The organism is candidate division WOR-3 bacterium, assembly GCA_039801905.1.
Lineage (GTDB): Bacteria > Hydrothermota > Tepidihabitantia > Tepidihabitantales > JBDRVQ01 > JBDRVQ01.
In genome coordinates this window covers 27,533-49,230 of record JBDRVQ010000010.1, presented here as the reverse complement: position 1 = coordinate 49,230, position 21,698 = coordinate 27,533, and the positions used below count along the sequence as shown (strand labels likewise).

The following is a 21,698-nucleotide window of genomic DNA, read 5'->3' as shown; positions in this document are numbered from 1 at the left end:
CAAAAGAAATTTTCTCCCTCCTTTTAAAAGCGGAAGCGAAGGTACACAGAAAAAAGACGACTCACCTCCACGAATTGGGAGAATACGATACCCTCTTAGATATTGTCGGTTGCCTTTTGGCGCTTAACCTCTTAGAAATAAGAGAGATTTATGCCTCTTTTGTCCCTTTGGGGAAGATAAAGGCACCGGTCACCTTAGAAATATTAAAAGGGATACCGGTCTACGAGAAGGATATTGACTTTGAGATTACCACCCCAACCGGCGCTTTACTTATAAAATCATTAGTCAAAAAATTTTGCCCTTTACCTTTAATGAAAATAGAAAGGATTGGTTACGGCACCGGTACCTTTGACCTCAAAGAGCCTAATCTTTTAAGGGCAATCGTTGGCAAATTGGAAGAGAAACCGAAGCAAATCTTTCTAATTGAGACCAATGTTGACAACACCTCACCCGAGATCTTGGGCTATCTAATGGAGAGATTATTAAAGAAAGGGGCTTTGGATATTTATTTCACACCAATCTATTGTAAAAAGAACCGCCCCGGGATAAAGATTTCCGTTATGACAAAAGAAGAGAAGAGGGATGAGATGATTGATGAGATTTTTTCTCAAACCAAGACCTTAGGGGTAAGAGTCTATCCAATAGAAAGGTATGAGGCGGAGAGGGAGATAAAAGAGATTAAGACCGAATACGGCAAAGTGAGATTAAAGATTGGCCGGTGGCGGGGAAAGGAAGTGAATTTTGCCTTTGAATATGAAGACTTGAAAAGAATAGCGGAAAAGAAAAAAATCCCCTTAAAAGAAATTTACGAAAAACTCTTCCCCTTGACAAAGAAGGTTTATAGTCAAAATTCCAGCTGACTCGGCAACCATAAAGGTCTCTTTAAGTTTTAGAAAGTTAGGGGATAATAGAATATAGAAACAAATATCGCCTATCTTAAACTTAATCACGGATTGGGTCTCGTCTCTTTTTTCACTCAAATGAGATTGCTTCGCCTTCTGTGCATAATGACATTCGGAGTTAAGTCGTAAGACTTTTATAAAATCCTTATCCCTCGTAACCTCTAAGGAGTTCCAAGGCGAAAATCTAATCTTATTAAAAATTGGTAATTCATCAAATTGAAATATTAATGTCATTCATATTTTTGCTAGCCGCTCTTTTCTTACAAGTCCTTAATTTACAATAATTTATTAGATTTTGCCTGAAAAATGGGGGGCAGTATAGGGGATATAATGGGGAAGGTAAGTAAAGGCCTAACTTAGACCTTAACCTTCATCCTAATATTCAGTTTAAGGGAAACTATAAGTGATGGCTCAATTCTCTCCCTAATTGGCAGTTTAAAAGGGTGTTTAATGGGTAAATTAAAGGGGAGTCTAATTATTGGGCTAAAAGGAAGGCTAAATTAGGGTCTAACCGCATGGCTAAAAGAAGGGATAATTGGAATAATGAAGATAACCTTTGACCGCCTATTTTTTTCTCCTGGTAAAGGATTATTCGCTCCGGTGGAAAGGAAGTAGTCCTCTTTGAGAAGAAAAGATTTTTGTCTCCTTCCCAATCTCCACCACAATCGCTCCGGAAGATGTATTCAATAAAGAAGAATCTCCTTTCAAATGAAACCCTCTTTTCTGGATGACAAAATACTGAGCATCCTTCTTTTCCATCACCTTTTTAATCTTTTTCCTACTTAAATCCCCACCAATCTTTTTAAGGAAAGCCCCATTTCCTCCTTCTTCCCCAAAAGAGAAAATTAGTTTTTGGCCATTAGCCCAAAAAAGGATATTGTAGGAAGATCTTTCCGGGAGGAGGTGGAAATTTACTCCCGAATAGATTATCTCGTATCCCCTCTCTACTTTTAATACCCCGGGCAGGGAAAAAGAAAAATTCTTGGGGACAATTATCTTTTCTATCTCTAACCCACCACCTCTATTTAAGAAAGAAATTAACTCTCTTTCCCTAATTTTGGGGAGAAAGAGGATAGCTAATTTTTTTACCCCTTTCCGGAGAAGAAAGTTATCCAAAATTTCTTCCCATTTCCCGGTGAGGATGAGAAACTTCTTATCTTGGACTTCGATCAAGATCGGCTCGGAGTGGTAGGTGTCAAGAAATGTTATCCGAACTGTTTCCCTTTTTACCAGGGAAGACCAAAGGGAAAGGTTGAGACCGATAAGGAAGAAAAATGACCATAATCTTCTTATCCTTCTCTCGTTAAATTTTAATGGCAGGAGGAGTAAAAGGTAAAGCCAAAGAAGAGAGGGGAGGGAAGGTGGGCTGAGGTTAAGAGTAGAAAATTTTTGCGAGCCAAAGAATTTACCCAATCCTAAAATTATTTGGGAGGAAAGAGCCAAGGTAGGGGAGAGAAATTGCCCCAAAGCGGGATGAAGTAAATTGAGGAGAAGAAAGAGAAGGGTTGAGGATAATAGGAAACTGACTAAGGGGATGATAATGAGATTGGCAACAATACCGAGGAGGGGTATTTGGGAGAAGTGGAACCAAAGGAGGGGAAAAGATCCGAGAAAAGAAGAAAAGGAAACAGAAAGAGGAAGAAGGATATATTTTTTGATAAGAGAGGGGAGGTGGTGACTGCGGAAAAGGGAATAGAGGCGATGGGCAAATAGAAGGATGAAGGCCGTTACGATAAAAGAGAGTTGGAAGCCGATATGAAAGAGGGAGGTTGGAGAGAAGAGAAGGATAAAAATGGCAGCGAGGACAAGAGAATGAAAAGAATCGGTCTTCCTCTGGGGGAGAGAGGAATAGAGGAGGAGTAAGAAGATAATCGTTGCCCGAGTTGCGGAGGGACTAAAACCGGCCATTGCGAGGTAGAATAAAAGAAGAAAAGTAATGATAAAAAGCCTTGCCCAATTTTTTATTCTTAAAACCGAAAGGAGAATAAAGAGGGAGAAAGCGAAAATGCCGATGTGCAAACCGGAAACCGCCAATATGTGATAAATCCCCGCCCTTGAGAAATACTCCCTCACTTTATAAGGGAGTTTTTTCCCCTCCCCGAAGAGTAGGGCAAAGAGAAGTGCTCTTTCCTCTCCTTTAAGATACTGACTGAGGGTGCGGGAGCAATAATTCCGGCAAGAGATGATTAACCGGAGAAAGAATGGAATTTTCCCTTTCGCTAAGACTTCCACCTCTTGGGCAAAGAGGTTGCCAATAAAACCCTGCCGCCTTAAAAACTTATTTCGGTCAAAAAGGTGAGGATTCTTGGGATAGTTTAAGGGTTTGAGTTTTCCCCTCACCCAAAGAAGATCGCCCAATTGGAGAGGGATACTATCTCTCATAAAGAGATTCGCTTTCCCTTCCCCTTTCATCTTTTTACCCTTGGCAAAAATTGAATTCAACTCCAATACCCAAAAACCATTTTTCTCTTCTCTTATTTTCCCAATGAAAGAAATTTCCCGAAAGTAGAACTCTTTTGGGAAGAGCGGTCGTTTCAGATGGTAATGGAGAGAGAAGAGGGAGGAGAAGAGAAGATAGAGGGAGAAGAAACGGGTGGGGAGAAGAAGGAGGAGGGATAAGAGGAGAGAGAGGAGAAGGAGAGGAAAGGGGAGATACTCCCCAAAGATGATACCGAGAATTAAAAAGAAAAGAACCCTTCGGGCAAAGGGACGCACTACCTTTTAGAGGAAGATCTCTCTTATCATCTCCTCCGTGATTTCTAATAAACTACTAATTTTGCGGTCTGCTAAGGAGAAATCTTCATCTTGATTGTATTGATTGGGGATGGCAATACACCTCATCCTTGCCCCCTTTGCCGCCTTTACCCCGGGTAAGGTGTCTTCTAAGACCAAGCACTTCTCCTTATCAATCCCCAAGCGGGAACTGGCTAAAAGGAAGATCTCCGGAGCAGGCTTTGCCTCCTTCACCTCTTCTCCCGAGACGATCACTTTAAACTCATTTTCAATACCTAAACTTTTTAATCCCATCTCAATCCACTTTCTTTGGGAAGAGGAGGCAATCGCTTTCTCAAAACCCATCTTCTTAAAAAGGGTCAAAGCGAAAAATAGACCCGGGCGGGGCGCAATGCCAAATCTTGACAATAACCGACCGTAAATCTCACTTCTTTCTTTTAATAGTTCTTCTGGATTTTCCTTTAAGGAGAGCCTCTCCTTCATAATCTTCATACTCAATAGACCACCGGTTCCCATAACTTCCCTTTTCGTCTCTAAGGTAAAATCCTTACCCCTTTTCTTTGCCATCTCCTGCATCGCCAGAAGATAGATGGGCTCGGTATCAACAATCACCCCGTCGTAGTCAAAGATCGCACCAAATCCCAAAAAGTTCATTCACCCAAAGGGAAGAGCTCTTCAATCTCTTTAACCGTCCTCTCCGGGTCGGAATTGTCAAGCCAGTAAATTCTCTCCCTCTTGAACCAGGTCAACTGTCTTTTCGCATAATCCTTTGTCTTTTTTTTAATAATCCGCAGCGCCTCTTCTAAGGTTAATTTCCCCTTTAGGTATCTCATCAGTTCTTTATAACCGAAGGCATTAAAGGGATAAAGGTTCTCATCATAACCCAAATCTAAAAGTCTCCGCACCTCTTCTAAAAACCCTTCCTGCATCATCCTTGCCAATCGTTCCTCTATCCTCCGATAAAGGGTCTTCTTAGGCAGGAAAAGGCCAATATAAAATGGTTGGTAGGGACACTCTCCTTCTTTTCCCGACCAGAAAAAAGAGAGGGGTCTTTTTGTCTGAAAGAAGACCTCTAAGGCGCGAATAATTCTCTGTCGGTCCTGAGGGTGGATTCTCTGGGCAGCGGTTGGATCAACTTTCTCTAATTCTTGGTAGAGGAGTTCCAAACTCTTTCCCTGCAACTCCTCCCGAATTTTTGGGTCAATCTTTGGGATCTTGGCCAGGGGCTTAAAAATTGCCCGGATATAGAGGCCGCTCCCCCCGCAGATTAAAAACCTCCTCCCTTCTTGAGAAAGTCTATCCATCACCTCTCTTGCCCGGAGAGCGAAGTCACCAGCACTCAAAACCTTATCCGGGGAAACGATATCAAGGAGATGGAATTTAACCCTTTCTCGCATCTCCTTCGGCGGTTTGGCGGTTCCGATATCCAAAAATTGATAAACCTGCCGCGAATCCGCCGAAATGATCTCTAAGTTATGCCGTAAGGCCAAGAGGAAACTGACCTCGGTCTTCCCCACCGCGGTCGGTCCGACAATTGTCAAAACCTTCACTATGGATTATAGATTTTATCTCTGATGAAGTTTATATCCTTACGCCAACCTTCCGCCACTTTGACCCATAATTCCAAATAGACTTCTTTACCTAAAAAATTCTCTATATTTTTTCTTGCCCAACTCCCTAATCTTTTTATCGCCTTTCCGCCCTCACCAATAATAATCTTCTTTTGGGAAGGCTTCTCCACATAGATTATCGCCCGGATGTAATCCTTCCCCCCTTCCCTTTCTTTAAACTCTTCCACCTCCACGGTTGTGGCGTAAGGGATCTCCTCTCCGTAAAGGTTAAAAATTGCCTCCCTTAAAATCTCTGCCACGAAGAAGCGTTGGGGACGGTCGGAAATCTCCTCCGGTGGATAATAAGGTTCCCCTTCTGGTAATTTCTCAACAATCCCCTTTTTCAACTCTTCAATCCCATCCAATTGCAAAGCGGAAATGGGATAGATATCTTTAAAACCCATCTCCTGATACTTATCAATTATCGGTAAAAGCGAATCCTTAGGCACCAAGTCCACCTTATTAATGACGATCAGCGTCGGCTTCTTCTCTGCCAGCAATCTCTTCAAATTCTTCTCTTCGATCTCATCTGGGGGACCGAAGGCTTCGGTAACGAAAAGGATGACATCAGAATCCGTAATCACTTCCATAATCTCCTTCACCATCATCTCTTGGAGGGTGTATTTGGGGGTTAAAATCCCTGGAGAGTCTAAGAAGAGGATCTGATAACCTTCACCGCTTAAAATCCCTAAAATCCGATGGCGGGTGGTCTGGGGTTTGGGAGAGATGATTGCTAACTTATATTTGAGGAGGGCGTTAAGGAGGGTTGACTTTCCCACATTAGGTTTTCCAACCAATCCGCAATAACCAACCTTCATTCCTTAAAGACCCCCATCCGAGCAAATTTTTCCCGACGTTGCGCCAGTAATCTTTCTTCTGGTATTCCCCGCAGGAGGGCGAGGTTCCTCTTGATCGCCTCTTTCACCAAACTTGCCGCCTCATCCCAATCCTGATGGGCACCTCCTAATGGTTCCGGGATTATCTCATCTATAATCCCGAATCTCTGTAATTCAGCAGCGGTCATCTTTAGGACCGCTGCTGCCTCTGCTGCCTTACTCCCATCCCGCCAGAGAATAGAAGCGCAACCTTCTGGGGAAATGACCGAATAGATAGCATTCTCTAAAGCTAAAATTCTATCCCCAACCCCTAAGGCTAAGGCACCACCCGAACCTCCTTCCCCAATCACGACGCAGATAATGGGGACGGTGAGCTGTCCCATGGTGAAGAGATTTTGGGCAATCGCTTCGGCTTGCCCGCGTTCTTCTGCCCCCACCCCGGGAAAGGCGCCCGGGGTATCAATAAAGGTGATGATTGGTAGATTAAACTTCTCCGCCAGTCTCATCACCCGCAATGCCTTCCGATAACCTTCGGGGTGGGGCATCCCAAAATTCCTCTCTAACTTCTCTTTGGTTGTTCTTCCCTTCTGGTGACCACAGATACAAACCCTTTCCCCTTCCAATTTCCCAAAACCAGCCACGATCGCTTTATCATTACCATACCTCCGGTCACCTGCCAATTCAATAAAATCCTCGGTAATCCTTAAAATGTAATCCAAGGTGTAAGGGCGAGAAGGGTGGCGGGCTAAAAGTACCCTCTGCCAAGGAGTTAAGTTAGCATAAATCTTCTGTTTCAATTTAATAATATTCTCCTTTAACTCTAAGACCCTTTTATCCTCTATCCCCAAATCTAACAGATCCCGAAGTTTCTCCTCCAATTCTTGGAGGGGTTTCTCAAAATCCAAGTATTCCTTTTCCACCTCATAAAATAGCCTATTTTTTCTTAATGTCAACTAATAAGAGAGGTAAATATCCCAGAGAGGATTTGGTGATACCTTGACATTTAACAATTTTTTCTTATATTTATTCTTTATAAAAATGAAAGAACTTATTTCATTTTTATTTAAAGGGAGGAGATAATGCGCATTAAGTTGACCAATAATAAAGAGATTCCGATTGAAGGCCATCGGGTGAGGATTGTTCAAAAATTAGAACTGCCATCGGTTGACCGGAGGTTAAAGGCGATGGAGGAAGCGGGCTATAACACCTTCCTTTTGCGGACCAAGGACATCTTCTTAGATATGCTCACCGATTCCGGAGTGAATGCGATGTCCGACAATCAATTGGCCGGGATGATAGTTGCCGATGATGCCTATGCCGGGGGTGCCAGTTATTACAAACTCTTGGATGCGGTCTGGGCGGTTTTGGGTTATAGGTATGCCTTTCCCACCCACCAGGGAAGAGCCGCGGAGCACTTGATTGATAAAGTCTTCTTAAAACCGGGTCAAGTTGTCCCCACCAACTACCATTTCACTACCACCCGCGCCCATATTGAACTTTTGGGGGGCACAATCTTAGAGATTTATAACGACGAAGCCTTAAATACAAAAAGTACCCATCCTTTTAAAGGGAATATTGACCTAAATAAACTCCAAGATGTGATTAAAAGATACGGCCGGGATAAGATCGCCTACGTGCGGATGGAGGCAACCGCCAATCTGATGGGTGGTCAACCTTTCTCAATGGAAAATCTGAAAGAAGTGAAAAAGATCTGCCAAGAGCACAACCTACTCTTAGTCCTTGATGGCTCCTTAATCTGTGAGAATGCCTATTTGATAAAACAGAGGGAAAAAGGTTATGAGAATAAGTCGGTGGGGGAGATTGTGAAAGAGATTTGCACCTACCCCGATATCTATTATATGAGTGCCCGTAAGAATACCTCCGTGCGGGGCGGCTTGATTGCTACCAATAACGAAAAGTATTACTTGGCAATGCGCGATTGGCTTCCCGTCTACGAAGGCTTTTTAACCTATGGAGGGATGTCGGTGAAGGAAGTAGAGGCAATGGCGATTGGGATGTGGGAGATGACCGCCGAGGATGTGGCCGGTTGCGCCATTGAGCAGGTAAAATATTTTGCCCAAAGACTTTTGGAAAATGATATCCCAGTTGTCACCCCACCCGGTGGTCTTGCCTGCCACCTTGATGCCAAACTATTTCTGCCCCATATCCCCCAAGAGCAGTATCCGGCTGGAGCATTAGCGGCAGCTATCTATCTCGCCTCCGGTATCCGAACGATGGAAAGGGGAACAATCTCCACCGACCGGGATAAAGAGACCGGGAAGGAGATAATGGCGGATTTGGAACTGACAAGAATCGCTCTGCCGAGAAGGGTTTATACCATTTCCCATATTGAATACGGGGTTGACCGCATCTCTTGGCTTTTTAAGCATCGGGATTTGGTGAAAGGGTTAAAGTTTATTGACGAGCCACCGGTATTGAGATTTTTCTTTGGCAAATTAGCCCCGATTGATAACTGGGGAGAAAAACTCTGTACGGTTTATAAAAAAGAAGTAGGAGATTACTGAAAGAGCAGCCTAAAAACCGATAGTTTGACGAAAGGGTGCTCTTCCCTTAAAATCGCTTATGAAAAAAATAATCGGCTTTTCGCTTTTTATCTTCTCTTCCCTTCTTTGGGCTCAAAAGAAAGATAATTGGTGCGGAACCCTCTTCGCCTTAGAGAGATTTTTAGCTAAAAGTCCTCTTCAAAGGCCTGACCTCTCTCCGGAATCAATTATTGAGACTGAGCACTTTCTCATTCATTACACCCTTTACGGTCAAAACCGTTCGGATCCCACCTATGCCCAGGCGGTTGCCAGTTACTTTGAATATTCCTGGCACAAGCAGATGGATACGATGGGTTGGGCGGCACCACCACCGGATTATGGCCAAGGTGGTGATGACCGTTACGATGTTTACATCTATGACCTACCCTCCGGTGTCGGCGGTTGGTGTGTAACAGAAGCCTGGTATTCAGAACCCTATCCTAATGGAGCCACAAGTTGGATCGGTATTGATAACGGTCTAGGTCTCGGCAATTTCTTAAAGGTTGCCTGTGCCCATGAGTTTAGCCACGCCTCCCAATTTCGTTACAGTGCCCGGGAGATGAATTTTATCTATGAGAATACAGCGGTCTGGATGGAAGATTGCTGTTACGAAGAGATAAATGACTATGTCGGCTATTTGTCCACCTCTCCCAATCCCTTAGGCAATCCCGACTATCCCATCACCTCAGTTCAAAATCTCTATCTCTACGCCGGAGGAATTTGGTTTATGTTCTTAGAAGACAGATACGATATAACTTGTCCCCGCCGGGTCTGGGAAAGGATGGGAGAAGTGGCCGGGGAGAATACCCTTTCGGCAATTGATTCTGTCCTCCGGGAATATTACTCCTCCAATCTAAGGGAGGCACTAAAAGATTATGCCCTCTGGCGCTATTTTGTCGGGATGCGTGCGGATACGACGCACTTCTTTAAGGAAGGAAACCTCTGGCCCACCTCTTATCTTTTAAGGACAATCACCGAGTATCCAACCTGGGGGACCGAAGACCCCCGTCCGCCTTTTGCTCCTGGGGGTTGTGACTTTATCCAACTCCAAAATGGTGGTGGCAAGTTGCTCCTAAACTTTAATGGGGAAGATGGGTATAAGTGGCGGCTCTGGGTCATTGGCTATAAGTCAGGAAATCATTTTATCTTTGAGATGCGACTTGATTCGCTCACCAATGTTGGGCGGGATTCTTTCAATTGGGGTGACCGGGTCCATTTTGCCTTAATTCCTGTGGTTTGTGATTGGGAATTTCACTCCGGGGCTTTAATCTTTGATTACGATGTGGACTGCCGAATTTTAAGGGATGTCGGTGTCGCTTCGCTGGTCGGTATACCCGGTTCGGTGGATACTGGTTCTTTCTTCATCCCTAAAGCCTGGGTGAAAAATTACGGCAGGCAAAGTGAAACATTTGATGCCATCTTTCGGGTTGGTGATTTCTATACCAACCAAAGAAGGCTCACCCTCTCCCCAAACGACTCTTTCTTACAAGAATTTTCTCCCTGTACTTTAAGGGCGCGCGGTTATCAAAACTATATCTGCACCTTAGCCTTAGAAGGCGACGAAAGGGTTGCCAATAATTTTAGAACCGGCCGGATATTGGTTCTGGTGCGGGATGTTGGCGTCTTAGAGATTTTAGAACCAGTGGGTACTGTCCCCCAAGGAAGGGTGATTCAACCAAAAGCAAAGGTGAAGAACTTTGGTAACCTACCGGTCCAATTTGATTGCCACTTTTGGATCAATTCCTGGCGGACAACGAAGCGGGTAAACTTAGCCGCGGGCCGGGAATTTGATCTCACCTTTGATTCCACCTGGCTAGCGAATGATACTGGTCAATTCACTGTCAGATGCTCAACCGCCTACGCGGATGATAAAAACCCTTTTAACGACAAGGTGGAGGGAAGTTTTTCTGTTTCTCCTTCCGGAATCGGCGAGGGAAAGGGAAAAAGGATTATTTTTGATAAGGAGAAGATGGAGGTTTATAACGCCTTAGGGATTAAGGTTTATGAGGGGGAGAAAATCTCCCTCTTCCAACTTCCCTCCGGCATTTACTTTTTAAATCCCCTATCGGATAAAAAGGCAAGAAAGAAGGTTTTAATTGTCCGTTAAGTGAGAGAAATTTTTATTTTCTCTTTCCTCCTCTTTCTCTTCTGTTATCCGAGACCCAAGAGCCCTCCTCCTTTAGAAATTGTCAATGGGGAATTCAATGAGGATTGGAATTTTGGTTGGCGAAGTAAAGTAGAGAACCACGCGGGCGACTACGAGATAAGAAGGGTAAAAGTGGATAAAGAGTATCATATCCGGGTTTATAAAAGCCTCTGCGGTTCTGCCCAAATCTACCAAGTTATAAAAATTCCTAACCTCGCTGCCACTCTTTCTTTTCGGGCAAAATTTTTTGCCGATTCCAATATTGAAGAATACGCGGCAGCGGCCGGCATTGTGATTGAGTATCTCAATTCCGCCCAGAGAAAACTTGGTGCCACCTATTTCTATTCTGCAACCCCTAACTTCCAAGAGTGGCAGAACTCCCCTACCACCCATCTTTATAAAGTATCTCCTGCCGACTGGCAAAGATTCTCATTAGACATTAAAAAAGAACTCAGGGAGAATCTGCCGGGTATAGAAAGAGAAGAGGTAAAATATATTAAAATTACCCTCCTCGCCTATTGCACCCAAAAGGAAGGTTGTTGAGGGTTGGTGCAGGAAGCTGAGGTCTCAGCGGATAAGATAAAATTAAGCCAAACCAATTAAAATAAAAGGGGAGGGGTGAAATCACCCCTCCCCTTCTCCGCTTAGGGATTAGTATTCACCGTAGCCACCCGGTGGGGTTGGTGGTGCCTTCTCTTTCTCCGGCTTCTCGGTAATACAGGCTTCCATTGTCACCAGAAGAGCCGCCACACTTGCCGCATTCTGTAAAGCGGTCCTTGTCACCTTAGTTGGGTCAATAATTCCTGCTTGGAACATATCCTCAAAACGGAGTGTCTCCACATTGAAACCGACATTTGGATCCTTTTCCGCCTTCACCTTCTCCACGATGATGGAGCCATTCTCTCCAGCATTTTCGGCTAACTGCTTTAATGGTTCCATTAATGCCTTCCGCACAATCTCCACCCCTAATTTCTCATCGCCTTCCAGTTTCAGTTTTTCTAAGGCGCTACTCGCTCTTAAGAGGGCAACACCACCACCCGGCACAATCCCTTCCTCCACCGCGGCGCGGGTGGCATGGAGAGCATCTTCCACTAATGCCTTCTTCTGTTTCATCTCCACCTCAGTTGCGGCACCGACATTAATCACTGCCACACCACCAGCCAGTTTTGCTAAACGCTCCTGCAATTTCTCCCGGTCATAGTCGGACTTCGTCTCCTCAATCTGTTTGCGAATGGACTCAATCCGCCCCTGAATCTCTTTCTTCGAACCCTGACCCTCAACGATTGTTGTATTATCTTTATCCACCACCACCTTCTTCGCCCTTCCCAAGTCGGAGATTTGAACATTTTCTAACTTTATCCCTAAATCTTCGGAGATGAGTCGACCACCGGTGAGAATCGCGATATCCTCAAGCATCGCCCTCCTTCTCTCTCCGTAGCCGGGGGCTTTAACCGCACAACATTGTAAAGTTCCCCGAATCTTATTCAAAACTAAGGTAGCTAACGCTTCACCTTCCACCTCTTCCGAGATGATGAGGATCGGCTTCCCTTTCTGGGCAACCTTCTCTAAGAGGGGCAATAAATCACGGGCGGAAGAAATCTTTTTCTCATAAAGGAGGATATAACAATCCTCCAATTCGCATTCCATCTTATCGGGATTGGTGATGAAATAAGGCGAGAGATAACCTCGGTCAAATTGCATCCCTTCCACCACCTCTAAGGTCGTCTCCATACTCTTTGCCTCTTCCACGGTGATGACACCCTCTTTCCCAACTTTTTCCATCGCGTCGGCAATCAGGTTGCCAATTTCTTGGTTATTGTTAGCAGCAATTGTCGCCACCTGAGCGATCTCCTGTTTGGTGGTGGTCTTCTTTGACATCTTCTTTAATTCTTCCACCGTCTGGGCTACCGCCTTCTCAATCCCTCTCTGAACCGCCATGGCATTGGCTCCGGCACTTACAACCTTTAGCCCCTCGCGGTAGATTGCTTCCGCCAGGATCGTTGCCGTTGTTGTTCCGTCACCTGCCACATCCGAAGTCTTAGAGGCAACCTCCTTCACCATCTGCGCTCCCATATTCTCAAACTTATCCTCCAGTTCAATCTCCTTCGCCACCGAGACACCGTCTTTGGTGATGGTCGGAGCTCCCCATTTCTTCTCAATCGCCACATTCCTTCCTCTGGGACCGAGAGTCGCTTTTACCGCACGGGCTAAAATCTCAACCCCTCTTAAAATTGCCCTTCTCGCTTCTTCATTAAATTTTATCTCTTTCGCTGCCATTTTACTCCTCCTTCTTTTCAATTATCGCCAACACATCATCTTCCCTCATAATGAGGTATTCCTTATCTTCCACCTTTATCTCCTGACCAGAATATTTCCCGAAGAGGATATAATCCCCTTTTTTCACCTCCATCGGAATTCGGTTTCCCTTTTCGTCAATCCGACCCGGACCGACCGCGATCACTTTTCCCTGCTGGGGTTTTTCCTTAGCGGTATCAGGAAGGATAATTCCCCCTTTTTTTACCTCTTCTTCTTCAATCCTTTCTACCAATATACGATCGGCTAATGGTTTTATCTTCATATCCTCCTCCTATTCTTTTCACCTCTCCCAGAAGACCCTCACCATCTTCTGGTCTTCGGAGAAGCGAATTTCTAATTTTCCCTTGTAGGCACGGCTTAAAGCCTTGCCCAAGGCAAGGGCTAAATTCTCAGAGGTTGTTTCAACAATCATCTTCTCCTTCTCTTCTTTTAGACTCATTATCCGGTCCAATGGATTCCGCAAGATCTCTTTCCTTTCCGTATTTTTGATAATATTATTTATCTCCTCTTTGTGACTAAGAAAGAAACTTCCGCTAATGGTTAAAATCCCCATTGGGTAATGGTCTTCTATCTTGCGGCACGAAGGACACTTTATCCTTTTTGCCTCCCTTTCTAACTTCTCTTTTAACCCCTCATCCCTTTTCCAGTGCTTTTTATGATAAATAAGACCACAAGTCGGACAAACGGTCGGTTCCGGGTAAGCCTTCTTCGTCAAGTACGGGTCATCTAATTTACCTCTTAACCATCCTCTAATCTTATGGAGCATTGGAAAATGGGCGAAACCCGACTTGAACGGGTGACCTCCTCCTTGTAAGGGAGGCGCTCTCGCCAACTGAGCTATTCGCCCTTAAAGGATAATAAAAAAGTTATTATTTTTGTCAATATGCTGAAGCGTTAACAGTGATTATGACCAGTCTAAGACCTTAGCTTAAAAAGCTTTAGCAAAATCTTTTTAAGGATTTTATAAAAGTCCTTTATCATTTTTGCTCCCCTCTTTCAAAGCCTTTTTAGGCTCCGGATTAAACTCCTAATTAGGATTGGGTTTAAACCCTTCATTATTTCCTCTATTAAACTCTAATTTAGGCTTCTAATTATACCTTCGCTTATACCCTTTTTAAGACCATTTATTAAATTCTCCATTACCCTATATATAAATCGGAAATACCCCCAAAACTCTGACACTAAATTCTCTCTTTCTATCTAACCCATTCTTTTTCAAGGGCTTAATTTATCCAACCTCCCACCAAAATAATGGAAAATCTCAATTGACAGGAAGGGATTTCTTTTTATAATGATTTTATGCTTATTATCCTTTTAGGACCGCCCGGAAGTGGGAAAGGAACCCATGCCGAGCTTTTAGCCAAACGCTATTCCCTTTCCCATATCGCCACCGGGGATATCTTTCGCGCCGAAGTGGCTAAGAAAACTCCTTTGGGCGAGAAGATAAAGACCTATTTGGAGAGCGGAAAACTTGTGCCCGACGAATTGGTTTTGGCGGTGATTGAGGGATATCTATTGGAGAGTAAAAATGAAGGGATTGTCTTTGATGGTTTCCCCCGAACCTTAAATCAGGCATTGGGGTTAGAGAAAATTCTTAACCGTTTGGAGAAAAGAATCTCTTTCGTCTTTCTTTTGGAACTATCAGCAGCGGAAATTATCCGGCGCTTGACAACCCGAAGGGTATGCCGGCAATGCGCCGCCATCTATAATTTGGAATCTAAACCACCAAAGTCTCCCGGAAGATGCGACCTCTGCGGCGGTGAACTCTACCAGAGGGAAGACGATAAGGAGGAGACGATCCAGAAGAGGCTTTTGGTCTATGAGGAAGAGGCTAAGGATTTAATCCCTTTTTATGAAAAGAAGGGAATCCTTTATCGGGTTTCCGGAGAGAGAGAGGAAGTTCAAGAGGAGATGAGAAAGATTATTGAGGGATGCCGATCTACATAAAATCAAGTGGAGAAATCAGAAAGATTAGAGAGGCGGGCAAGATCGTCGCTGAAGTTTTAAGGATGATTGAAGAGAGGATAAGAGTTGGGGTTTCCCTAATAGATTTAGAAAAGTTCTGTGATCTCTTAATCCAGAAGAGGGGTGGTATTCCTGCCTTTAAGGGATATAAAGGCTTTCCGGCGGCGGTCTGTATCTCCCTTAATGAAGAAATTGTCCACGGGATTCCTGATGGTCGGCGCCTAAAAGAGGGTGACATAGTTAAAGTTGATGTTGGGGTGATAAAGGATGGGTATTTTGCGGATGGGGCAAAGACTTACACCTTAGGGAAGTTAGAAGGCCGGGTCAAAGAACTGATTAAAGTTACCGCTTCCGCCCTTCTCTTAGGGATTAAAGAAGCCCGAGCGGGAAAGAGGGTTGGCGATATCAGTGCCGCAATTCAAAGGGAGGTAGAGAGGGCTGGTTTTTCTGTTGTCCGGGAACTAACTGGCCACGGGGTGGGTATTGAACTCCACGAAGAGCCCATAATCCCAAACTTTGGCAAGAAGGGGGAGGGGGTTCTCTTAAAATCGGGTATGACCTTAGCGATTGAACCGATGGTTAATATGGGTTCACCGGAGACCGAAACCTTAAAAAACGGTTGGACGGTTATTACGAAAGACCGCCTTCCTTCTTGCCATTTTGAACATACCGTCCTTGTGACCGAGGACGAACCGGAGATTTTAACTGATGGCTAAAAAGGATTTGATCCGCCTTGACGGCACAGTGATTGAAGCGCTGCCCAACACAATGTTTCGGGTTAGGTTAGATAGTGGACATATCGCCTTGGCTCACATCTCGGGTAAGATGCGCCTCCATTTCATTAAAATTGTCCCTGGTGACCGGGTAGCAGTTGAATTCTCCCCCTACGATTTAACTCGGGGGAGGATTGTCTACCGTTATAAATAAGGGAGGAAATTATGAAAGTAAAACCTTCGGTAAAGAAGAGATGTGTCCATTGCCGAATTGTTAAAAGGAAAGGGGTAGTGCGGGTCATCTGTAAGAGAGACCCTACCCATAAACAGAGGCAGGGATAAATTTATCTTTAAGGAGGGACTATGGCAATTGTCGATTTAAGCGTTGTCCCAGTCGGTACAAAGACCCCGGGGGTTAGTGAATATGTTCGGGAAGCAGTGAAGGTGATTAAAGAGAGCGGCTTAAAGTATTCTGTCTCTCCGATGGGTACCGCTGTGGAAGGTGACTTAAAAGAGATCTTCTCCCTCGTCTTAAAAATTCACGAGAGGTTGGTGGCGATGGGTTGCCAGCGTCTTTTAACCACAATTAAAATTGACGACCGCCGGGATAAATTCCAAACAATGGAAGAGAAAGTGAATAAAGTAATATAGGAGGCTAAAATGCCATCTCTCTGGGAGAGAGTAAAATCTTGGTTGGAAGACACAACCGAGCAGGCATTGAAAGAAGCCGAAGATTTGACAAAGAAAGGGCGACTAAAGATGCAAATCCTTTCTTTAAACCGCTCAATTAAGGAGCAGTTTAGCGAATTGGGGGGCCTTGTCTACCAACTAATTGACGCTCCGGAGGATATAAGGGAGAATGCAAAAGTTAAGGAAATCGTTAGCAAGATTAAAGACCTGGAAAAAGAGTTAAAGGAAAAAGAGAAAGAGTACCAAAATATGAAGGCGAAGAGGTAAGCGATCGCAATTTCATCTTTTGCGTTGCTTTTTTCTTTGCCGTCTGAGAAAAGGGGAGGAAGATTATGAAATTATTTTTCCTTGTTCCTTTATCTTCCTTTACCGCCCTTCTCTTCGCTCTCATTCTGGCCTTGAGAATCTTAAAAAAAGACGAGGGGACAGAGGAGATGAAGAGGATTGCCGCAGCGGTAAAGGAAGGGGCGCAGGCTTACTTAAAAAGACAGTACCAGGTAGTGAGTATCTACTTCGTTATCCTCTTTCTCATCTTAATCTTTTTAGCCTTGAACCATCTCCTACCCATCTTTGTTCCCTTCGCCTTTCTTACCGGCGGTTTCTTTTCTGGCTTATGCGGCTATTTGGGAATGTCAATAGGAGTGCGCTCCTCCGCCCGAACGACTCAGGGATGTCGGAAATCGCTAAACGATGGTTTGAGGATTGCTTTCTCTTCGGGAATGGTGATGGGTTTAATCGTTGTTGGCTTTGCCCTTTTTGACCTCTTCCTTTGGTATGTCATCTTAAACTCTGTTTACAAAGCCCTGCCCACTGCGGAACGGATAGAAAAAATAGTCTCCACGATGCTCGGCTTTGGCATCGGCGCTTCTTCCCAAGCCTTATTTGCCCGGGTTGGGGGAGGAATTTTCACTAAAGCCGCCGATGTTGGTGCGGACTTGGTGGGTAAGGTAGAAGCGGGTATACCCGAAGATGATCCCAGAAATCCAGCAGTGATCGCGGACAATGTTGGTGACAACGTGGGAGATATCACCGGTATGGGTGCAGATCTGTATGAGTCTTATGTCGGCTCAATTGTTGCCACAATGGCTCTTTCGGTTAGCGCTGGTCTCGGAGAGAGGGGCGTCTTTTTACCAATGGTGATTGCCAGCATCGGAACTATCGCTTCTATTATCGGTAGTTTCTTCATTCGCACAAAAGAGGAGGCGAGCCAGAGTGCTTTGCTTTCCGCTCTCCGAAAAGGGATCTATAGTACCGCCATTTTAATCATTTTGGCCTCTTACTTTTTGGTCCAGGGAATTTTGGGTAAAGAATACCTTTTCATTTATTGGGGGATCTTAATTGGTACTCTGGCGGGAACTTTAATCGGGTTTGCTACTGAATATTTTACCTCTGATGCCTATCCGCCAACCCGGGGGATTTCCTATGCGGCAAAAACTTCTACCGCCAATGTGATAATTGAAGGACTCTCGGTGGGTATGCGTTCCACATTCCTCTCCGTTTCCATCGTTGGGATAGCAATCGTTTTAAGTTTTTATCTGGGCGGTGGTTTTCATAACTTAAACCTCGGACTTTACACCATTGGTCTGGCGGCGGTTGGAATGCTCTCCACCTTGGGAATTACCTTAGCCAGCGATGCCTACGGACCGGTGGCAGACAATGCGGGTGGTAATGCCCAGATGGCGAAATTAGAACCTTATGTCCGGGAAAGAACCGATGCCCTTGATGCCTTAGGTAACACTACGGCGGCTACTGGAAAGGGATTTGCGATTGGTTCCGCCGCTTTGACCGCCTTAGCCCTAATCGCGGCTTATCGGGATGAAGTTTGGCTTTTGAGCGGCAAAACGAAAATCGTCAACTTAAATCTCTTAGATGCCCGAATCATTGTCGGCCTCTTTATCGGCGCGATGCTTCCCTTCCTTTTCAGTTCCTTCATTATGCGGGCAATCGGTCGCACCGCGGGCTTAATTGTGGAAGAAGTGAGGAGGCAATTCCGGGAGATAAAAGGCCTCCTTTCCGGTGACCCAAATGCTAAGGCGGATTATGGAAGAGCGGTTTATATCTGTACCGCGGGTGCCCAAAAAGAGATGATTCTACCTTCTCTTTTAGCCATCATCTCCCCAATCTTAATTGGCTTCTTTTTGAGTGTGGAGGGGGTTGTGGGCCTTCTTTGTGGGGCTCTCACTTCCGGCTTTGCCTGTGCGGTGATGATGGCCAATTCCGGAGCCGCCTGGGATAATGCGAAAAAGTATATTGAGAAGGGGAATTTGGGTGGTAAGGGTTCGGATGTCCATAAGGCGAGTGTCGTGGGTGATACAGTTGGCGACCCATTGAAGGATGCCGCCGGTCCCTCATTAAACATCTTAATCAAGTTGATGTCAATGGTTTCCATCGTCTTTTTAGGTTTCATTTTGCGATACGCCCTGCTAAAATAACTCTTTTAGCGCTATCCAAACTTCTTGACTATTTCTTTTTCTCCCTTAAAATTACTTATGCGACCCCTTGGCGAATTGATTGAGACATTAAGAAAAAAACCCTATCCGGAAAAGTTAAAAGCGATTGAAGAGTTAAGAGACGGAAAATCCCCGGAATGTGCATTAGTTTTAATCACTGGTCTTTACGATTCGGACACGCGGGTGAGGAAGGCGGTAAGCGATGCCCTTATCTCTTTAAGCGAAATGGCACTAAATCCCCTAACTTCCGCTCTCCAAACTTCGGACCGCGCTGTCCGCCGAAACATCCTCTTAATCTTAGAGAAGATCACCGAGAAGCAACCAGCGGTAGCAAAAAAAGTAGAAGAGGTTTTGCTTAATTACCTCAAAGATCCCGACCCGGTAGTGAAAGCCCAGGCCGCTGAGAATTTGGGCAAAATGAAAAGCAAAAAGGCGATTCCCCTTATCTTCCCTCTCCTCAACGATATCAACTTCTGGGTACGTTCCTTAGCCAGCCTCGTCTTAGGGGAATTGGGCTCAATCGCCGATGAGGAGACAAAAAAGAAAATAATTGAAGCACTGTTAGGGAGATTGGATGACATTAACCCCTGGGTGAGGAGGAGTGCCTGTGAAAGTTTAGGGAAATTAAAGACAAAGGAGGCGATAGAAAAAGTAAGTGAATTAGCCCTCTTTGACCAATCGGACATCGTTCGGGATGCCGCGGTTGACGCCTTAAAAATGATCGGCACCTTTTCTCTCCCCCCTTTCCAAAAGGCGCTCACCAGTAAAGAGATTAAAGAGAAGGTACAAGCGATTAATACTTTAGTAAAAATCGGGGAGAGTGGTCTTACGGATTTGATCTCCCTGCTGAGAACAGAAGATGGGGAGTTAAAAACAGTCGTCTCCTCCATCTTGGGACAAATTAAAAGTCCCAAAACTGCGGAATATCTCCTCCAGGTGCTTAAAACCGAAAAGGGGGACATTCCGATTTTATTAATAAATGCCTTATCCGAAATGAGAGAGGAAAAGGTGGTAAGGTATCTCATCTCCCTTCTCTCCCATCCCGACCCCCTCCTTACGGACGAAACAAAGAGGAGTTTAGAAAAGATGGGAGAATATGCTCTCCCTTTTCTCTTAGAAGAATTAAATAATCAAGACCCGAAGGTGAGGATGAAAGTTTGTGAGATATTGGGGAACATTGGGAAAGAAGACGCCCTCTCCCCTTTAACAAAGAAGATGGCCGATGAGAACCCTTGGGTTCGAGCCGCCGCCTGTGAGAGTTTGGGTAAAATCGGGAAAAAAGAAGTAGTCCCCCATCTCATTATCGCCCTTAAAGACCACTCCCCTTTGGTTCGGGCAAAGGCGTGTGAAGCGTTAAGGCTTATTCGGAGTCCCTATGGGATAGGAGAACTTACCGCCCGGGTTAAAGATGATGATCTTTTAGTAAAAATCTCCGCTTTGAAAGCCCTAATTGAAATTAAAGGGGAGGAGGCAAAGCCGATAGCAATCTCTGCCCTTCAGGATGAGGATGTGGAGATGCGGGTAGAAGCAATCAATGCCCTCGGCCAATTAGAAGCGATTGAGACCTTACCCATATTAGAAAAAATTAGCAAGCCCTGGCCTTTCAGCCGAGAGGATGATACCGTAAAGGAAGCCGCCCGCCGGGTGATAAAAAAATTTAAGGAGATCATTGCCTACCGGCGAGAAAAGATGCGGTAAAATTATTCTAAGAGGGCCTCTGCGAATTCTTCAGCTGAAAATTCGTCTAAATCTTCAATTCCTTCCCCAAAACCGATAAATTTAATGGGGAGACCTAACTCTTGGGCACACGCTAACACAATCCCTCCTTTGGCGGTCCCGTCTAATTTTGTCACCACTAATCCTGTTACCCCAAGTTCTTCGGAAAAGACTTTCGCCTGAACAATGCCATTCTGCCCGACCGTGGCATCCAAAATCAAAAAGATATCATCCGGTGCCTTATCCCTCACCTTGCCCACTACGCGCTTTATCTTCTTTGCCTCTTCCATCAAATCTTTCCTCGTATGGAGCCGTCCCGCGGTATCAATTAAAACGATATCAATCCCCTTACTTTTCGCCTTACTAATCGTATCAAAGGCAATTGATGCAGCATCCTGCCCTTTCTCCGAAGGGACAATCTCCACCCCTGCCTTTTTTGCCCAGACGATCAACTGCTGGGCAGCGGCATCACGATAGGTATCGCTTGCCGCAATTACTACCTTCTTCCCCTCCTTCTTAAACCGGTAAGCTAACTTGCCAACGGTTGTTGTCTTCCCTGAACCGTTCACTCCAACCACCATTAGGATATAGGGAGGGGAGAGGGATTGGGGTGGTCTTTTTTCCACTTTTTTTAAGATCTCTATAATCTCTCTCTTTAACACTTCCTTGCGGTCACCAGATTTTTCCTTAACCTTGGAAAGAAGATTTTCGGTAACTTTTATCCCACAATCGGCCGCTAAGAGAACCTCTTCCCATTTGGAAAAGTCCTCCTCTTGGAAGAGATTTTTTAATAACTCCTTTGTCTTTTTTAATCCCGCCTTTAACTTTGCTAAAAACATACTTTATATCCTAATGAAAGAAAGGGAAAAGGCAAGTGCCGATTTTTGAATTTTGCCTCTTGACCTTATTACAAAAGAGAAGATAAGTCCGGGCGGTTTTGAGGTATTTTTCTTTTCTCGGGCGAGGATTGGGTCTATTAAAGATTTGCCAGAGTTTTTTGAAAAGCCTTTTAGAGTAGCCTCGGGCTCTTAAAGTGGTTATGTTCACTGTTAACGTTTGCAAAACTGCCTTGACTTAT

At 44.8% G+C, this 21,698-nt stretch carries 21 protein-coding genes and 1 tRNA gene; 12 read left to right on the top strand and 10 right to left on the bottom strand.

Annotation, left to right across the window (positions count from 1 at the left end; translation table 11 throughout):
* On the top strand, positions 1-860 hold an 860-nt coding region (locus ABIL00_03205), incomplete at its 5' end, for a LarC family nickel insertion protein (GenBank protein MEO0109772.1).
* A 630-nt stretch (positions 861-1,490) separates the two neighbouring features.
* On the opposite strand, the gene ABIL00_03200 is transcribed toward ABIL00_03205, so the two are convergent.
* From ABIL00_03200 to ABIL00_03180, 5 genes are read right to left on the bottom strand one after another with little or no spacing between them, the layout of a single operon-like run.
* A complete protein-coding gene (locus ABIL00_03200) occupies positions 1,491-3,617 on the bottom strand; it encodes a ComEC/Rec2 family competence protein (GenBank protein MEO0109771.1) in 2,127 nt (708 codons plus the stop codon).
* A gap of 6 nt (positions 3,618-3,623) precedes the next feature.
* Entirely contained in the window at positions 3,624-4,280 is a 657-nt protein-coding gene (locus ABIL00_03195; GenBank protein MEO0109770.1) for an HAD family phosphatase, read from the bottom strand.
* 5 nt (positions 4,281-4,285) lie between these two features.
* A complete protein-coding gene (gene miaA / locus ABIL00_03190; protein ID MEO0109769.1) occupies positions 4,286-5,185 on the bottom strand; it encodes a tRNA (adenosine(37)-N6)-dimethylallyltransferase MiaA in 900 nt (299 codons plus the stop codon).
* Positions 5,185-6,063 (bottom strand): GTPase Era, encoded by an 879-nt coding sequence (gene era / locus ABIL00_03185; GenBank protein ID MEO0109768.1) that lies wholly within the window; start codon positions 6,061-6,063, stop codon positions 5,185-5,187. The genes miaA and era overlap by 1 nt, the downstream gene beginning before the upstream one ends.
* Entirely contained in the window at positions 6,060-7,001 is a 942-nt protein-coding gene (locus tag ABIL00_03180; GenBank protein ID MEO0109767.1) for an acetyl-CoA carboxylase carboxyltransferase subunit alpha, read from the bottom strand. The genes era and ABIL00_03180 overlap by 4 nt, the downstream gene beginning before the upstream one ends.
* 159 nt (positions 7,002-7,160) lie before the next feature.
* Between ABIL00_03180 and ABIL00_03175 the strand changes: the two genes are divergently transcribed.
* From ABIL00_03175 to ABIL00_03165, 3 genes are read left to right on the top strand one after another with little or no spacing between them, the layout of a single operon-like run.
* On the top strand, positions 7,161-8,606 hold the full coding sequence (locus ABIL00_03175; protein MEO0109766.1) for a tryptophanase: 1,446 nt from the start codon (positions 7,161-7,163) through the stop codon (positions 8,604-8,606).
* A 58-nt stretch (positions 8,607-8,664) separates the two neighbouring features.
* A complete protein-coding gene (locus ABIL00_03170; protein MEO0109765.1) occupies positions 8,665-10,731 on the top strand; it encodes a T9SS type A sorting domain-containing protein in 2,067 nt (688 codons plus the stop codon).
* On the top strand, positions 10,732-11,313 hold the full coding sequence (locus ABIL00_03165; GenBank protein MEO0109764.1) for a hypothetical protein: 582 nt from the start codon (positions 10,732-10,734) through the stop codon (positions 11,311-11,313).
* A 108-nt stretch (positions 11,314-11,421) separates the two neighbouring features.
* Here the strand turns inward: ABIL00_03165 and groL are convergent, their stop codons facing one another.
* The 4 genes from groL to ABIL00_03145 all read right to left on the bottom strand — a co-directional run bounded on the left by groL (position 11,422) and on the right by ABIL00_03145 (position 13,933).
* On the bottom strand, positions 11,422-13,047 hold the full coding sequence (gene groL / locus ABIL00_03160) for a chaperonin GroEL (GenBank protein MEO0109763.1): 1,626 nt from the start codon (positions 13,045-13,047) through the stop codon (positions 11,422-11,424).
* A 1-nt stretch (position 13,048) separates the two neighbouring features.
* The gene (groES, locus tag ABIL00_03155; protein MEO0109762.1) at positions 13,049-13,348 is read right to left on the bottom strand and encodes a co-chaperone GroES; all 300 of its coding nucleotides are present in this window, start codon (positions 13,346-13,348) and stop codon (positions 13,049-13,051) included.
* An 18-nt stretch (positions 13,349-13,366) separates the two neighbouring features.
* A complete protein-coding gene (locus ABIL00_03150; protein MEO0109761.1) occupies positions 13,367-13,852 on the bottom strand; it encodes a BCAM0308 family protein in 486 nt (161 codons plus the stop codon).
* 7 nt (positions 13,853-13,859) lie between these two features.
* Positions 13,860-13,933, bottom strand: a tRNA-Val gene (locus ABIL00_03145).
* Positions 13,934-14,385: 452 nt separating this feature from the next.
* Between ABIL00_03145 and ABIL00_03140 the strand changes: the two genes are divergently transcribed.
* The 8 genes from ABIL00_03140 to ABIL00_03105 all read left to right on the top strand — a co-directional run bounded on the left by ABIL00_03140 (position 14,386) and on the right by ABIL00_03105 (position 20,602).
* Positions 14,386-15,033, top strand: a complete 648-nt coding sequence (locus tag ABIL00_03140) for an adenylate kinase (protein ID MEO0109760.1) — start codon at positions 14,386-14,388, stop codon at positions 15,031-15,033.
* A complete protein-coding gene (gene map, locus ABIL00_03135; protein MEO0109759.1) occupies positions 15,018-15,767 on the top strand; it encodes a type I methionyl aminopeptidase in 750 nt (249 codons plus the stop codon). Before ABIL00_03140 ends, map begins: the two co-directional genes overlap by 16 nt.
* Positions 15,760-15,978, top strand: coding sequence for a translation initiation factor IF-1 (gene infA, locus ABIL00_03130; GenBank protein MEO0109758.1), 219 nt, complete (start codon positions 15,760-15,762; stop codon positions 15,976-15,978). Before map ends, infA begins: the two co-directional genes overlap by 8 nt.
* 11 nt (positions 15,979-15,989) lie before the next feature.
* Positions 15,990-16,106, top strand: a complete 117-nt coding sequence (gene rpmJ, locus ABIL00_03125; GenBank protein MEO0109757.1) for a 50S ribosomal protein L36 — start codon at positions 15,990-15,992, stop codon at positions 16,104-16,106.
* A 21-nt stretch (positions 16,107-16,127) separates the two neighbouring features.
* Positions 16,128-16,415: an MTH1187 family thiamine-binding protein gene (locus tag ABIL00_03120; protein ID MEO0109756.1), complete on the top strand. Its 288-nt coding sequence runs from the start codon at positions 16,128-16,130 to the stop codon at positions 16,413-16,415.
* Between the two features lie 9 nt (positions 16,416-16,424).
* Positions 16,425-16,721 carry a hypothetical protein gene (locus tag ABIL00_03115; protein MEO0109755.1) on the top strand — a complete coding sequence of 99 codons (297 nt, stop codon included), beginning with the start codon at positions 16,425-16,427 and terminating at the stop codon, positions 16,719-16,721.
* A 65-nt stretch (positions 16,722-16,786) separates the two neighbouring features.
* On the top strand, positions 16,787-18,886 hold the full coding sequence (locus ABIL00_03110) for a sodium-translocating pyrophosphatase (protein ID MEO0109754.1): 2,100 nt from the start codon (positions 16,787-16,789) through the stop codon (positions 18,884-18,886).
* A gap of 57 nt (positions 18,887-18,943) precedes the next feature.
* A complete protein-coding gene (locus ABIL00_03105) occupies positions 18,944-20,602 on the top strand; it encodes a HEAT repeat domain-containing protein (GenBank protein MEO0109753.1) in 1,659 nt (552 codons plus the stop codon).
* Positions 20,603-20,604: 2 nt separating this feature from the next.
* Here ABIL00_03105 and ftsY read toward each other — a convergent pair whose 3' ends face one another.
* Positions 20,605-21,459 carry a signal recognition particle-docking protein FtsY gene (gene ftsY / locus ABIL00_03100; GenBank protein ID MEO0109752.1) on the bottom strand — a complete coding sequence of 285 codons (855 nt, stop codon included), beginning with the start codon at positions 21,457-21,459 and terminating at the stop codon, positions 20,605-20,607.
* Positions 21,460-21,698 lie beyond the last annotated feature (239 nt).

What these genes read in the sequence shown, in the direction of transcription:
- groES (MEO0109762.1), bottom strand. Translation starts at nt 13,348, where the DNA reads ATGAAGATAAAACCATTAGCCGATCGTATATTGGTAGAAAGGATTGAA.
- ABIL00_03170 (MEO0109765.1), top strand. Translation starts at nt 8,665, where the DNA reads ATGAAAAAAATAATCGGCTTTTCGCTTTTTATCTTCTCTTCCCTTCTT.
- infA (MEO0109758.1), top strand. Translation starts at nt 15,760, where the DNA reads ATGGCTAAAAAGGATTTGATCCGCCTTGACGGCACAGTGATTGAAGCG.
- ABIL00_03175 (MEO0109766.1), top strand. Translation starts at nt 7,161, where the DNA reads ATGCGCATTAAGTTGACCAATAATAAAGAGATTCCGATTGAAGGCCAT.
- ABIL00_03140 (MEO0109760.1), top strand. Translation starts at nt 14,386, where the DNA reads ATGCTTATTATCCTTTTAGGACCGCCCGGAAGTGGGAAAGGAACCCAT.
- ftsY (MEO0109752.1), bottom strand. Translation starts at nt 21,459, where the DNA reads ATGTTTTTAGCAAAGTTAAAGGCGGGATTAAAAAAGACAAAGGAGTTA.
- era (MEO0109768.1), bottom strand. Translation starts at nt 6,063, where the DNA reads ATGAAGGTTGGTTATTGCGGATTGGTTGGAAAACCTAATGTGGGAAAG.
- ABIL00_03115 (MEO0109755.1), top strand. Translation starts at nt 16,425, where the DNA reads ATGCCATCTCTCTGGGAGAGAGTAAAATCTTGGTTGGAAGACACAACC.
- ABIL00_03105 (MEO0109753.1), top strand. Translation starts at nt 18,944, where the DNA reads ATGCGACCCCTTGGCGAATTGATTGAGACATTAAGAAAAAAACCCTAT.
- groL (MEO0109763.1), bottom strand. Translation starts at nt 13,047, where the DNA reads ATGGCAGCGAAAGAGATAAAATTTAATGAAGAAGCGAGAAGGGCAATT.
- rpmJ (MEO0109757.1), top strand. Translation starts at nt 15,990, where the DNA reads ATGAAAGTAAAACCTTCGGTAAAGAAGAGATGTGTCCATTGCCGAATT.
- ABIL00_03120 (MEO0109756.1), top strand. Translation starts at nt 16,128, where the DNA reads ATGGCAATTGTCGATTTAAGCGTTGTCCCAGTCGGTACAAAGACCCCG.
- map (MEO0109759.1), top strand. Translation starts at nt 15,018, where the DNA reads ATGCCGATCTACATAAAATCAAGTGGAGAAATCAGAAAGATTAGAGAG.
- ABIL00_03110 (MEO0109754.1), top strand. Translation starts at nt 16,787, where the DNA reads ATGAAATTATTTTTCCTTGTTCCTTTATCTTCCTTTACCGCCCTTCTC.
- ABIL00_03150 (MEO0109761.1), bottom strand. Translation starts at nt 13,852, where the DNA reads ATGCTCCATAAGATTAGAGGATGGTTAAGAGGTAAATTAGATGACCCG.